This window comes from Mycobacterium sp. IDUB_17 (assembly GCF_055419465.1).
Genome location: NZ_JBVAXS010000007.1, coordinates 149,917 through 163,208, shown reverse-complemented (window position 1 = coordinate 163,208; position 13,292 = coordinate 149,917). Strand labels below are relative to the sequence as shown.

General features: G+C 66.7%; 12 protein-coding genes. 10 read left to right on the top strand and 2 right to left on the bottom strand.

Going from position 1 to position 13,292, the window contains the following annotated elements; all coding sequences use genetic code 11:
- Window positions 1-4: 4 nt before the first annotated feature.
- The 6 genes from ACZYZ7_RS26545 (at window position 5) to ACZYZ7_RS26520 (ending at window position 5,706) form a co-directional block, all read left to right on the top strand.
- Complete coding sequence (locus tag ACZYZ7_RS26545; RefSeq protein WP_135457255.1) at window positions 5-511, top strand: YflT domain-containing protein; 507 nt, start codon at window positions 5-7, stop codon at window positions 509-511.
- Window positions 512-671: 160 nt separating this feature from the next.
- A complete protein-coding gene (locus ACZYZ7_RS26540; protein WP_450069864.1) occupies window positions 672-2,069 on the top strand; it encodes an ABC transporter substrate-binding protein in 1,398 nt (465 codons plus the stop codon).
- Complete coding sequence (locus tag ACZYZ7_RS26535) at window positions 2,066-2,956, top strand: carbohydrate ABC transporter permease (RefSeq protein WP_135457251.1); 891 nt, start codon at window positions 2,066-2,068, stop codon at window positions 2,954-2,956. The genes ACZYZ7_RS26540 and ACZYZ7_RS26535 overlap by 4 nt, the downstream gene beginning before the upstream one ends.
- Before the next feature lie 8 nt (window positions 2,957-2,964).
- The gene (locus ACZYZ7_RS26530) at window positions 2,965-3,789 is read left to right on the top strand and encodes a carbohydrate ABC transporter permease (RefSeq protein ID WP_210115690.1); all 825 of its coding nucleotides are present in this window, start codon (window positions 2,965-2,967) and stop codon (window positions 3,787-3,789) included.
- A 4-nt stretch (window positions 3,790-3,793) separates the two neighbouring features.
- A complete protein-coding gene (locus ACZYZ7_RS26525; RefSeq protein WP_450069863.1) occupies window positions 3,794-5,089 on the top strand; it encodes an ABC transporter ATP-binding protein in 1,296 nt (431 codons plus the stop codon).
- On the top strand, window positions 5,086-5,706 hold the full coding sequence (locus ACZYZ7_RS26520) for a suppressor of fused domain protein (protein WP_450069862.1): 621 nt from the start codon (window positions 5,086-5,088) through the stop codon (window positions 5,704-5,706). Before ACZYZ7_RS26525 ends, ACZYZ7_RS26520 begins: the two co-directional genes overlap by 4 nt.
- Window positions 5,707-5,712: 6 nt before the next feature.
- Here the strand turns inward: ACZYZ7_RS26520 and corA are convergent, their stop codons facing one another.
- Window positions 5,713-6,816 carry a magnesium/cobalt transporter CorA gene (gene corA, locus ACZYZ7_RS26515; RefSeq protein ID WP_450069861.1) on the bottom strand — a complete coding sequence of 368 codons (1,104 nt, stop codon included), beginning with the start codon at window positions 6,814-6,816 and terminating at the stop codon, window positions 5,713-5,715.
- A 133-nt stretch (window positions 6,817-6,949) separates the two neighbouring features.
- Between corA and ACZYZ7_RS26510 the strand changes: the two genes are divergently transcribed.
- Entirely contained in the window at window positions 6,950-8,161 is a 1,212-nt protein-coding gene (locus ACZYZ7_RS26510; RefSeq protein WP_135457241.1) for an NAD(P)-dependent malic enzyme, read from the top strand.
- A gap of 8 nt (window positions 8,162-8,169) precedes the next feature.
- Entirely contained in the window at window positions 8,170-9,021 is an 852-nt protein-coding gene (locus ACZYZ7_RS26505; protein WP_450069860.1) for a glycine betaine ABC transporter substrate-binding protein, read from the top strand.
- A gap of 275 nt (window positions 9,022-9,296) precedes the next feature.
- Here the strand turns inward: ACZYZ7_RS26505 and ACZYZ7_RS26500 are convergent, their stop codons facing one another.
- The gene (locus ACZYZ7_RS26500) at window positions 9,297-9,638 is read right to left on the bottom strand and encodes an ArsR/SmtB family transcription factor (RefSeq protein ID WP_135457237.1); all 342 of its coding nucleotides are present in this window, start codon (window positions 9,636-9,638) and stop codon (window positions 9,297-9,299) included.
- A 268-nt stretch (window positions 9,639-9,906) separates the two neighbouring features.
- On the opposite strand from ACZYZ7_RS26500, the gene mgtA reads away from it, so the two are divergent.
- On the top strand, window positions 9,907-12,543 hold the full coding sequence (gene mgtA / locus ACZYZ7_RS26495) for a magnesium-translocating P-type ATPase (protein ID WP_450069859.1): 2,637 nt from the start codon (window positions 9,907-9,909) through the stop codon (window positions 12,541-12,543).
- A gap of 30 nt (window positions 12,544-12,573) precedes the next feature.
- A complete protein-coding gene (locus tag ACZYZ7_RS26490) occupies window positions 12,574-13,290 on the top strand; it encodes an MgtC/SapB family protein (RefSeq protein WP_450069858.1) in 717 nt (238 codons plus the stop codon).
- Window positions 13,291-13,292 lie beyond the last annotated feature (2 nt).

Genomic DNA, 13,292 nt, shown 5'->3' with positions numbered 1-13,292 from the left:
ATCGATGACGAGCCCATTTCAGTCCGGTCAGACACCGGGTGCCGCGCCCGCTGCGCGCGGCGCGTTGCCGACGCCGCCCAAAGGCTGGCCAATCGGTTCCTACCCGACGTACGCGGAGGCCCAGCGTGCCGTCGACTACTTGTCCGACCAACAGTTCCCGGTGCAGCAGGTGACGATTGTCGGGGTGGATCTGATGCAAGTCGAGCGGGTCACCGGTCGGCTGAGCTGGCCCAAGGTGCTCGGCGGTGGTGTGCTGTCGGGTGCCTGGCTCGGCTTGTTCATCGGCCTGATCCTGGGTTTCTTCAGCCCCAACCCGTGGAGCGCACTGCTCACCGGCCTGGTCGCCGGTGTCTTCTTCGGCTTGATCACCTCTGCCATCCCTTATGCGATGGCTCGCGGCACAAGAGATTTCAGTTCGACGATGCAGCTGGTCGCAGGCCGCTACGACGTTCTGTGCGATCCGCAGAGTGCCGAGCAGGGTCGGGATCTGCTGGCGCGCTTGACGATCTGACCTCATATGCGGCCGCGGGCCGGCCGCGGTGGCAAATGTCCGCAGGTCACGATTGTGACGCGGCACGCCCAAACTGTTGCACATAAGCGGGCAGAGCTCTACGGTTTGCGCGCGGGAGCCGCTCTGGCGGCGACATCGAATGCGAACGGGAGGCACAGCGGTGCGCGCTCGGCGGCTATGTGCTGCGGCAGTGGCCGCGTTGACGACGGCCTCGGTGCTGTCTGCGTGTGGTAAGGCCGATGGCGGGATCGTCATCAACTACTACACGCCGGCCAACGAGATGGCGACTTTCACCGCCGTTGCCAAACGCTGCAACTCCGAACTCGGCGACCGCTTCACCATCAAGCAGGTGAGTTTGCCGAAAGGTGCTGACGACCAACGGTTGCAGCTGGCCCGGCGGCTGACCGGTAACGACAAGACCCTCGACATCATGGCGCTCGACGTGGTGTGGACCGCCGAGTTCGCCGAGGCGGGCTGGGCGGTCCCGCTATCAGAGGATCCGGCGGGTGAGGCGGAATCCGACGCGCTGGACAACACCCTGCCCGGTCCGCTGGAGACCGCCCGCTGGCAAGGCAAGTTGTACGCATCACCGATCACCACCAACACCCAATTGCTTTGGTACCGAGCCGATTTGATGGCTGAGCCGCCGTCCACCTGGGACGGTATGGTGTCTGAGGCGAACCGCCTGCACGCAGCGGGCAAGCCCAGTTGGATTGCGGTGCAGGCCAAGCAGTACGAGGGCCTGGTGGTGTGGTTCAACACCCTGCTGGCCAGTGCGGGAGGGCAGGTGCTCTCCGATGACGGGAAGACCGTCACGCTGACCGATACACCGGAGCATCGTGCGGCGACGGTCAAGGCGCTGGAAATCATCAAGTCGGTTGCCACTGCGCCCGGCGCCGATCCGTCGGTGACCCAGACCGATGAGGGGACTGCCCGACTCGCACTCGAGCAGGGCAAGGCCGCCCTCGAGGTCAACTGGCCGTTCGTGCTGCCCTCGCTGCTGGAGAACGCAGTGAAGGGCGGAGTGAACTTCCTGCCGCTCAACGAGCGTGCCGACCTCGCCGGGGCCATCAACGATCTGGGCACCTTCTCGCCCACGGACGAACAGTTCGAGTCTGCCTACGAGGCCAGCAAAGATGTGTTCGGGTTCGCCAACTATCCGGGCGTGCGCGAGGGGGAGCCGGCCAAGGTGACCCTGGGCGGGCTGAACCTCGCGGTGGCCAAGACCAGCCAGCACAAGGCCGAGGCCTTCGACGCCATCCGATGCCTGCGCAACGTCGAGAACCAGCGCTACACCTCGGTCGAGGGCGGGTTGCCCGCGGTGCGCGAGTCGCTCTACGACGATCCGGCGTTCCAGGCCAAGTACCCGCAGTACGCGATCATCCGTGAGCAGCTCACCAACGCCGCGGTGCGTCCCGCGACCCCGGTGTATCAGGCTGTGTCCACCCGCATTTCGGCCACCCTGGCCCCGATCACCGACATCGATCCGGAGCACACCGCCGATGAGCTGACCGAACAGGTGCAGAAGGCCATCGACGGCAAGGGGCTGATTCCATGAGCCGCACCGACAACCGCACGTCCGAACGCAAGTTGGCGTTCGCGCTGATCGCGCCCGCCGTGATTCTGATGATTGCGGTGACCGCGTACCCCATCGGATATGCGGTGTGGCTGAGCCTGCAGCGCTACAACCTGGCGGCCCCCGACGACACCGCCTTTGTGGGGTTCGCCAACTACCAGACCATCCTCACCGACCGCTACTGGTGGACGGCGTTCGCGGTGACGCTGGCGATCACCGTCGTCTCGGTGACCATAGAGTTCGTACTCGGCATGGCGCTGGCACTGGTCATGCACCGCACCATCTTCGGTAAGGGTGTGGTCCGTACCGCGGTGCTGATCCCCTACGGGATCGTGACGGTGGCGGCCTCCTACAGCTGGTACTACGCCTGGACGCCGGGTACCGGTTACCTGGCGAACCTGCTACCCGACGGCAGCGCCCCGCTGACCGAGCAGCTGCCATCGCTGGCCATCATCGTGCTCGCCGAAGTGTGGAAGACCACCCCGTTCATGGCGCTGCTGCTGCTCGCCGGCCTGGCGCTGGTGCCGCAGGATCTGCTCAACGCTGCCCAGGTCGACGGCGCCGGAGCCTGGACGCGATTGGTGAAAGTGATTCTGCCGCTGATCAAACCGGCCATCCTGGTCGCGCTGCTGTTCCGGACCCTCGACGCGTTCCGGATCTTCGACAACATCTATGTGTTGACCGGAGGTGCCAACAACACCGGGTCGGTGTCGATCCTGGGGTACGACAACTTGTTCAAGGCATTCAACCTCGGATTGGGTTCGGCCATCAGCGTGTTGATCTTCCTGTCGGTCGCGATCATCGCGTTCATCTTCATCAAGATCTTCGGTGCGTCGGCGCCCGGTGCAGACGTGGAGGGACACCGATGACCGAGCGAGTGGGTGCGCGGCGCGCGACCGGGTGGACGATCGTGAACATCCTGGTGGTGCTCTATGCGTTGGTACCGGTGTTGTGGATCCTGTCGCTGTCGTTGAAACCGACGTCAAGCGTCAAGGACGGCAAGCTGATTCCGACCAAGATCACGTTCGACAACTACAAGGGCATCTTCAGTGGCAACATCTTCACCTCGGCACTGATCAACTCGATCGGTATCGGTCTGATCACCACGGTGATCGCCGTGGCGATCGGCGGCATGGCCGCCTACGCCGTGGCACGGTTGGATTTTCCCGGCAAGAAGCTGTTGGTGGGCGTAGCCCTGTTGATCGCGATGTTCCCGCAGATCTCGCTGGTGACCCCGATCTTCAACCTGTGGCGGAGCATCGGGTTGTTCGACACGTGGCCCGGGCTGATCATTCCCTACATCACGTTCGCACTGCCGCTGGCGATCTACACACTGTCGGCGTTCTTCCGGGAGATCCCATGGGATCTGGAGAAGGCCGCCAAGATGGACGGGGCCACTCCGGCCCAGGCCTTCCGCAAGGTGATCGCGCCGTTGGCGGCCCCGGGCATCGTCACGGCGGCCATCCTGGTCTTCATCTTCGCGTGGAACGACCTGCTCCTGGCGTTGTCGCTGACCGCGACGCAGCGGGCAATCACCGCACCCGTGGCGATCGCGAACTTCACCGGCAGTTCGCAGTTCGAGGAGCCGACCGGGTCGATCGCGGCGGGCGCGATGGTCATCACCATCCCGATCATTATCTTTGTTCTCATCTTCCAGCGGCGCATCGTCGCTGGCCTGACATCCGGTGCGGTAAAGGGGTAATTGGATGGCCGAAATTGTGTTGGACCGGGTCACCAAGAGTTACCCCGACGGTGCAGGCGGTACCAGAGAAGCCGTCAAAGAGTTCTCGATGACCATCGCCGACGGCGAGTTCATCATCCTGGTGGGGCCGTCGGGCTGCGGTAAGTCGACCACGCTGAACATGATTGCCGGGCTTGACGACATCTCGTCGGGCGAGCTGCGCATCGGGGGCGAGCGGGTCAACGAGAAGGCGCCCAAGGACCGCGATATCGCGATGGTGTTCCAGTCCTATGCGCTCTACCCGCACATGACGGTGCGCCAGAACATCGCATTCCCGTTGACCTTGGCCAAGCTCAAGAAGGACGAGATCGCGGCCAAGGTCGAAGAGACCGCCAAGATCCTCGACCTGACCGAACTGCTCGACCGCAAGCCGGCCCAGCTGTCCGGCGGGCAGCGTCAGCGAGTGGCGATGGGCCGGGCGATCGTGCGCCGCCCCAAGGCATTCCTGATGGACGAGCCGCTGAGCAACCTGGACGCCAAGCTGCGCGTGCAGATGCGTGCCGAGATCGCGCGGCTGCAGAGCCGGCTGGGCACCACGACCGTCTACGTGACGCACGATCAGACCGAGGCGATGACGCTCGGTGATCGCGTCGTGGTGTTGCTGGCCGGCGAGATCCAGCAGATCGGCACGCCTGACGAGCTGTACAACAACCCCGCGAACCTGTTCGTGGCCGGTTTCATCGGATCCCCGGCGATGAACTTCTTCCCGGCCACCTTCACCGACGTCGGGGTGCGGCTGCCGTTCGGCGACGTCACTCTGACGCCGCAGGTGCACGATCTGCTGGACCGTCAGCCCAAACCCGACAACATCATCGTCGGAATCCGGCCCGAGCACCTGGAGGATGCGTCGCTGCTCGACGGGTACGCCCGGATCCGGGCGCTGAGCTTCGGAGTGCGTGCCGACATCGTCGAATCGCTCGGTGCGGACAAGTACGTGCACTTCACCATCGACGGTGCCGGCGCGGAGGCGGCGCAGCTCGCCGAGTTGGTCGCCGATTCCGGGGGCGGTGTCAACGAGTTCGTGGCTCGGGTGTCGGCAGAATCCACGGTGGCCAATGGTCAGCAGATCCAGTTGGCGTTCGACACCTCAAAGTTGGTGATCTTCGATGCCGAAACCGGAGCGAACCTGACCCGTACCGAGCCCGTGGCGGCCGAGGAGCCCGAGGAGCCCGAGACCGAAGAAGCCGAGGCACCCGAGGCGCCCGAGGCAGCTGCACCCGCCGAATCGGCCGAACCGGCCGGAGAACCGACAGAAGAGTGATCGACGTCCTGGCTGCGGTTCGCGCCCATGTGGTCGAGCACTTCGGTGCGGTGGGTATCACCGCGGAACCTGTCAGCGCCAGCGTCACCTTCCTGGGAACCGAGCGCATCGACGTGCTGCGGTTCGGGCCGGACCTGCGGGCCGGGGGTACCGACAGTGCTGGCAGGGATCTGTATCACTATGTGACGCTGGGCTGTTCGCGGCACCCGATGTTCGATCCGACTGAGCTGGTCTCCGATCCGATCCACGGTCCCCGGGCCGAGGTGGTGCTGTCGCTGCGGGGGCCGACCCCCGGCGGGCTGGCCCGGTCGCTGGCCGTCCTGGCTGCCGCGCCCGCCGTGGAGGGGCTGATCCTGGAGGCCGACGCGCTCGTCGACCTGGAGACGCAGTTGTTCGACTCCGCACCGTTCAGTGCATTCCTGTTGGGCCCCAGCGATATCGGCGAGGTAGTCCTGTCCGACCCGCTGTCTCCGGTGACGGTGCTCTCGGCTACGCCGATCACTGCCACCGAGGCCGCCTGGGTGCGGCTCAAGGGTGCGGATGCGATGCGCGAGGCGTGGCAGACCGACGGGGTCGACGTGCTCGATCCGACCCGAAGGGCCGCCAGCCCAAGCTGATCCGGGCTAGAGCCAATCGTTGTGACGGAACGTGCGGTACAGCACGAAGCAGATGGTGGCCATCGTCAGTAGCACGGCGGGATAGCCCCACGTCCACTGCAATTCGGGCATGTGTTCGAAGTTCATCCCATAGATCCCGGCCATCGCGGTGGGTACCGCGGCGATCGCCACCCACGCCGAGATCTTGCGCATGTCGACGTTCTGCTGCATGGCGACCTTGCCGAGCGCGGCCTGCACCAGTGAGCTGAGCATCTCGTCGTAGCTCGTGACGCGGTCGGAGGCCTGCACATTGTGGTCGTGCACGTCGCGCATGTACCTGCGCACCTCGACCGAGATCAGGTCGTTGTGGTCGGTCAGCAACCGGGCCAGCGCGAGCGTCAACGGCGCCACGGCACGGCGCATCTCGACGACCTCCCGCTTGAGCAGGTAGATGCACTCGATGTTGGTGTGCGTGCGGGGGGAGAAGATGTCCTCCTCCATGGCGTCGATGTCGGTTTCCATCAAGTCGGTCACGTCGAGGTAGCTGTCCACCACGTGGTCGGCGATCGCGTGCATGACGGCGAACGGTCCGAGTTTGAGGATGGCGGGCGAGGATTCGAGCTGTTTCCGGACCCCGGCCAGTCCGCCGTGTTCGCCGTGCCGCACGGTGACCACGAAGTCCGGCCCGACGAAGATCATGATCTCGCCGGTCTCGACGATCTCGCGGGCCAGCGCCACCGACTCGTGCTCGACGTAGTTGATGGTCTTGAGCACCAGGAACAGGGTCTTGTCGTACCGTTCGAGCTTGGGACGCTGGTGGGCGTGCACAGCATCCTCGACAGCCAGCTCGTGCAAGCCGAAAACGTCTGCCACCGACTGCATCTGGAATTCGTCGGGTTCGTGCAGGCCGATCCAGACGAACGCCTTCTCGCCTGCGGCCTGCAGTTCGCGGACCTTGTTCAGTGCCGCCGCGTGGGTGTATTTGCCGGGCAGCCGGTCGCCACCGCTGTAGACACCGCAATCGACCATGGCCCGCGCCACCGGAACGTGGATCGTCCTGGCGTCGGGGTCTGCGGGCCGGGTCCTCGCCGTGGCCCGCAGGGCCGGTGGCAAGGCGCGGAATGTGGGCATCGTTTCCGGCCTTCCTGGGCGATGTGCAGCAACCTGATCAGCACAACGAATGGTACGCGTACCTACTGTTAAGTAACGCTCACCAGCGGGGAACCCGCCCCTGTGAGAATTGGCATTGAAGTACCCTTGCGCCGTGTCGGAAAGTACAGTCGCCTCCTCGTCCGAGCGCTCGTCAGCGGAGCGCACCCCGCAAGTTGTCATCGAAGACGCCGAGATCTTCGATCATCACGAAGGCGGAAAGCTCTCGGTCGAGTTGAAGGAGCCGCTGGATACCCAGCGTGCGCTGTCGATCGCCTACACCCCTGGCGTCGCCCAGGTGAGCCGGGCGATCGCCACTGATCACACCCTTGCCGCCAAGTACACATGGGCCAACCGCCTGGTCGCGGTGGTCAGCGACGGTACCGCGGTGTTGGGCCTCGGCGACATCGGCCCCGCGGCGTCGCTGCCGGTCATGGAGGGTAAGAGCGCGCTGTTCAAGTCCTTCGGCGGGCTGAACTCGATCCCGATCGTGCTCGCTACCAAGGATCCCGACGAGATCGTCGAAACCCTGATCCGGCTGCGTCCGACGTTCGGCGCGGTGAACCTGGAGGACATCTCGGCCCCGCGGTGCTTCGAGATCGAGCGCCGGGTCATCGAGGCGCTGGACTGCCCGGTCATGCACGACGACCAGCACGGCACGGCGATCGTGGTGCTGGCCGCGCTGCTGGGCGCCACCAAGGTGCTCGAGCGGGACATCCATGCATTGCGTGTGGTCATCTCGGGTGCCGGTGCGGCGGGTGTCGCCTGCGCAAACATCTTGCTGAACAAGGGCATCGCCGACGTCGTCGTGCTCGATTCGCAGGGCATCGTGCACTCCGGCCGGGACAACCTCAATGCCTTCAAGGCGGAGCTGGCCGGGCGCACCAACCCGCGCAAGCTCACCGGCGGTGTGGCCGAGGCGCTCGAGGGCGCCGACGTCTTCCTCGGGGTGTCGGCCGGCGTCGTGCCCGAGGAGCTCATCGCGACGATGGCGCCCAACGGCATCGTCTTCGCACTGTCCAACCCGGATCCCGAGATCCACCCGGACGCCGCCCGCAAATACGCGGCGGTCGTGGCGACCGGGCGCAGCGACTTCCCGAACCAGATCAACAACGTGCTGGCCTTCCCCGGGGTGTTCCGCGGTGCGCTCGATGCCGGCGCCCGCCGCATCACGGAGAAGATGAAGGTGGCGGCTGCCGAGGCGATCTTCTCCGTCGTCGGCGATGATCTGGCCGTCGACCACATCGTGCCCAGTGCGCTGGATCCGCGGGTCGGCCCTGCGGTTGCGGCCGCGGTCGCGGCGGCGGTTGACCCCGCAGAGTCCTGAGCTCACGAATGCGCCGCACCCTGGCGTCGGCACTACTGCTGCTGTTGGCGCTGGTGGCACCGGTGTTGGGGGGATGCGTGTCCAACTCGGCCCCGGCCGCTCTTGCGGTCGGGGCGGGTCCGGCGCCCGAGTCGGTGCTGCTCGGTCATCTCTACGCGGCGGCGCTGCGCTACTACGGCACCCCGGCGGTGGTGACCGACACCGATGGCGTCCCCGGCGTGCTGGATTCCGGATCGGTGACGGTGCAGCCGGGGTTCACCGGCAGGTTTCTGACCGAGCTCGATCCGAGCGCCACGGCACGCGCGGATGAACAGGTCTACCGGGATCTGCTGTCGGCGCTACCCGAAGGTGTCGCGGCCGGCGACTACACCATGTCGGCGCAGGACAAGCCCGCGCTGGTGGTCACCGAGGCCACGGCCACGGCGTGGGGTGGGACCGATCTGAGCGCGCTGCGCCGTAACTGTGCCAAGGCCCGGCCGGGTGCCGTGGCGTCGATGCGTGTGCCCGCGGCAGTCGGGTCGTGCACGCTGCCCGAGGCACTCGTGTTCCCTGATGACAAGAGCCTGTTCGCGGCCCTGCGGGCCGGCAAGATCAACGCGGCCTGGTCGACGACGGCCGATCCGGCCATCCCGTCGGACCTGACCGTGTTGGCTGACAAGACGTCCCTGATCCGCGGCGAGAACGTGGTGCCGCTGTATCGCCGCAACACGCTCGACGAGCGCCAGATCCTGGCTCTCAACGAGATCGCCGGTGTCCTCGACACGGGGTCACTGGCCGATATGCGCAGGCAGGTCGCCGAGGGCAAGGATCCCGGTGCGGTGGCCGATGCGTTCCTCCAGGCCAACCCGCTGGGTCACTGAGCCTTCCCGGTCAGCCGGGCAGGCGCCGGTTGATGACCAATCCGGCCACAGTGGCCGGCGCCAGGGCCATCACTCCCAGCCAGTCCAACGGTGAACACCGCGAACGAGCACACCAACAGCAGTGCGGGTACCTGCCGCCATCGTGAAATCCGTTGCGGGGCAACGCTGGAAAGCGGGTCCAGAGTCGCGAAGCGCAGCACGCGCCTGCGTTGTGACACCTGCGCCACCGCATACCAGGCGCACAGGGCCGGTACCGGTGTCTGCTGCTGTCAGGCTCAGGCGTGGCGGATGCGCAGCGGCATGTCCGGGTCGGCGTGCCCGCCGATCGCCTCTCGGATGACAGCGAGTACGCGCGGGTCTGTCGCGACGTAGACCTGGCGCTTGCCGTGCCGTTGGGCGCGCACCAGGCCGGCCAGCTTGAGCTTGCCGAGGTGGTGGCTCACGGTGGCCAGGCTCTGTCCGGTCTTGTCGGCCAGGGTGCCGACGTCCTGTTCGCCGCGGGAGAGCAGCCACAGGATGTGCAGACGTACGGGCGCGGACAGCAACCCGAAGGTGGCCGCGGTGTCTTGCAACAGCCGCGGCGGAAGCTCGTCGTCAGCTGGCGTGGGGTCGGGCACGGAACTCCTCTCGATGGCATCTGCCAGGCTGACGGATTTCTAACAGTTGTGCAAGCGTTTGACTGTTCGGATGTCTTGGGTTCTACTGGACTGCGACGCCGCACCCGCGGCGAACGGCGGCTTGGAGGTGGACCACATGGTCGAGGGAAGTAGTACCCGCCTCCGCGCACGGACGCAGCGCAACCTGTTGCAGTCCGTCTAGCCGGCCTCGGTCCGCGCGGAGCACAAACCCCACCCAAGGAGCCTCCGACGCGATAAGGACCGGATCATGACCTCACCCGGGATTCACCGCAGTGCGGGCCGTCTCGACGCGGTCGGCGACGTGATGCCGCTGCGCGAACTGGCCGAGGCGCCGGTGTTCACGGTGTTCCAGCAGATGGACGCGACGCCGCGGGGACTGACCGAAGCGCAGGCGGCTGAACGGCTGCACCGCCACGGCGAGAACCTCCCAACAGCCGCCGAGGACGGCTTCTTCGCGCGGCTCGCCGCGGCACTGCGCAGTCCGTTCGTCGCCCTGCTCAGCGGACTCGCCGCGATCTTCGTGGCCGTCGGTGACCCGCGCGGATCCATCACCGTGGCCGTAATGGTGGTCCTCGCGGTCGGGCTGCGGCTGTGGCAGCAGACGCGGACGGTACGGGCGACGCGACAGCTGCGCACCCTGGCATCGGCCACCGCGACGGTGCGCCGCCGGGCCGACGAATCCGAGGAACCGCTCGCGCGTGAAGTGCCCGTGAGCGACCTGGTGCCCGGCGACGTCGTGACGCTGCGGGCCGGCGACGTGGTGGCAGCCGATCTGCGGCTGCTGTCCTGCACCGACCTCCTCATCGACCAGTCGGTGCTCAGCGGTGAGGCGCTGCCGGTGCGCAAGAGCGCCTCGGTGGCCGACGGCGCCGCGGCCGGCACCGGGATCATCGAATCGGCCAGCCTGTGCTTCGCGGGATCGGCCGTGGTCGCGGGAAGCGGTACCGCGGTGGTGGTGGCCACCGGAAGTCAGACCTACGGCGGATCGCTCGCGCGCGATGCCGCTCGCGTGCGCACGGAGTCCAGCTTCGACATCGGGGTCCGCACCGTCGGCTGGACCCTGATCCGGTTCATGCTGGTGCTGGTCCCGATCGTGTTCGTGGTCAACGGATCAGTCTCCGGAATCTGGTCCCAGGCAGCGATGTTCGCGGTGGCGGTGGCGGTCGGCCTGACCCCGGAGATGCTGCCCGTAATCGTCACCTCCAATCTCGCACGGGGTGCCACCCGGCTGGCCCGCGACCGGGTGGTGGTGAGCCGGCTCAACGCCATCCAGGATCTGGGTGCGGTGGAGGTGTTGTGCGTCGACAAGACCGGAACCCTCACCGAGGACCGGGTGGTCTACGCCAACAGCATCGACGTCACCGGCCGGATCGATCACGGGGTTGCCGAGTTCGCCTACCTCGCATCATTTTTCGCCGATGAGTCGCACGACCGGCTGGACGCCGCGATGTGCGAGATGCTGGCCGAACACGGCATGCCGTTGCTGGCCGAGGCCGCTTTCGACAAGGTCGACGAGATCGCCTTCGACCCTGCGCGCCGCCGCTCCAGTGTGGTGGTGCAGCGCCAGCCGGATGAGCATGTACTGATCTGCAAAGGTGATCCCGACCGGGTGCTGCCGCGCTGCTCGCGGGTGTGGCTGGAGCAGGCGGATGTCGCGCTGGGCGACGACGTCCGGCTGGAGGCCGACGATCTCGTTCAGGCTTACCGCAGGCAGGGCATGCGGGTGCTGGCCGTGGCGGTCAAGCCGGGACCCGCCCGCCTGGAGCATTACCGCGAGGACGACGAAACCGACCTGATACTGGCCGGATTCGTGGGATTCGTCGATCCGGTACGGGCCAGCGCGGCGCCCGCTGTCGGCCGGCTCGCCGACTGCGGCGTCGAGGTGAAGATTCTCACCGGCGACAGCGCGATCGTCGCCCGGCAGGTCGCCGGCCAGGTCGGGGTCGACCCGGAGCGGGTGTTGGTCGGTACCCAGATCGACCGGATCGGCGACCACAGGTTACCCGCGGTGGTAACCGGAACGTCGGTGTTTGCCGAGTTGGGGCCGGGGCACAAGGTCAGGATCGTTTCCGCGCTCCGCCAAAATGGCTGTGCTGTCGGCTTTCTCGGTGACGGAGTGAACGACGTCGCGGCGTTGCGCACCGCCGACGCCGGGATCGCTGCCGACACCGCCACCGACGCGGCCAAGGACGCCGCCGACGTGATCCTGTTGGACAAGGATCTCGAAGTGGTGGCCCGCGCGGTGGTCGAGGGCCGGCGCACGCTGGCCAACACCATGAAGTACGTCAAGATCACCGCCGCGTCGAACTTCGGCAACGTGTTGTCGGTCGTCGCCGCAAGTGTTCTCCTGCCGTTCCTGCCGATGCTGCCCATCCAGTTGATGGTGCAGAACCTGCTGTACGACACCGCACAACTGGCCTTGCCGTGGGACCGGGTCGAGCGTGACTACCTGCGTGCGCCGCGACGGTGGCCGTCGGACGGCCTGGTCGGCTTCATGGTGGTCTTCGGTGTGCTGAGCTCGATGTTCGACCTGGCCACATTCGCCGCGCTGTGGTGGATCTTCGGGGCCGGCCAGAACCCGGCGATGTTCCATGCCGGTTGGTTTGTCGAAGGCCTGCTGACCCAGCTCGCGGTGGTGCTGGTGCTGCGCTCGACAATGGCGCCGTGGCGCGGCGCGCGCCCCGCCCGCATCGTGGTGGCGGCAGCCGCCGTCGTGGCGGGTGTGGGTCTGGTTCTCGGGTTCACCCCGTTGGCCGGTTTGCTCCAAATGAGTCCGTTGCCAATGACATACGCACTGTGGTTGACCGCGGTCGTGGCGGCGTACGGACTCGCCGCGCACGTGGTCAAGCGCAGGTACCTTCGCCGGCACCGTAGCTGGCTGTAATTCCTTCACGATTTCGAAAGCGAGCGCAGGATGACGACTGCGGAGATGTTGCTGCGCCTTGGGACCGGGGTGGGCCTGGGGGCACTGATCGGACTGGAGCGCCAGTACCGGGCGCGTATGGCGGGGCTGCGCACCAATGCGCTGGTGGCCGCCGGGGCCACGCTTTTCGTGGTGCTCTCGGCGCACGGCTTCGCCGGTGCCACCGCTGACCCGACACGGGTGGCCGCCCAGATTGTGTCCGGTATCGGATTTCTCGGCGGCGGGGTGATCCTGCGCGAGGGATTGACCGTGCGCGGGCTGAACACCGCGGCCACCCTCTGGTGTTCGGCGGCGGTCGGTGCGCTGGCGGGGGCCGGCATGTACGTCGAGGCGGTCGCCGGTGCCGGTGTCGTGGTCGCCGTGCACGTGATCCTGCGGCCGGTCGGGATGTTCGTGGACCGGCAGCCCGACACCGGGACCGAGACCCCGACCACCTACACGTTCCGCGCGATGGCCGCCGACAGCGCCGAGGCGCACGTGCGCACAGTTCTGGTAGATGCACTGTCCCGCACCGATTTTGCGCTGCAATCGGTGCAGAGCACGCACATGGCCGACGGCGACCGGGTCGAGGTGTGCGCGACGCTGAGGGCACCCGGGCGTGACGACAAGGGCATGGAGACGGCGGTCAGCCGGTTGTCGTTCGAGCCGTCGGTGATCAGTGTGCGGTGGCAGATCGACGAACCAGAGACCAACGAGGATCAGGACTGAGG

Coding starts and splice junctions, on each gene's coding strand:
- ACZYZ7_RS26505 (WP_450069860.1), top strand. CDS start 8,170: ATGCGCCGCACCCTGGCGTCGGCACTACTGCTGCTGTTGGCGCTGGTG.
- corA (WP_450069861.1), bottom strand. CDS start 6,816: ATGCCCACATTCCGCGCCTTGCCACCGGCCCTGCGGGCCACGGCGAGG.
- ACZYZ7_RS26525 (WP_450069863.1), top strand. CDS start 3,794: ATGGCCGAAATTGTGTTGGACCGGGTCACCAAGAGTTACCCCGACGGT.
- ACZYZ7_RS26535 (WP_135457251.1), top strand. CDS start 2,066: ATGAGCCGCACCGACAACCGCACGTCCGAACGCAAGTTGGCGTTCGCG.
- ACZYZ7_RS26545 (WP_135457255.1), top strand. CDS start 5: ATGACGAGCCCATTTCAGTCCGGTCAGACACCGGGTGCCGCGCCCGCT.
- mgtA (WP_450069859.1), top strand. CDS start 9,907: ATGACCTCACCCGGGATTCACCGCAGTGCGGGCCGTCTCGACGCGGTC.
- ACZYZ7_RS26490 (WP_450069858.1), top strand. CDS start 12,574: ATGACGACTGCGGAGATGTTGCTGCGCCTTGGGACCGGGGTGGGCCTG.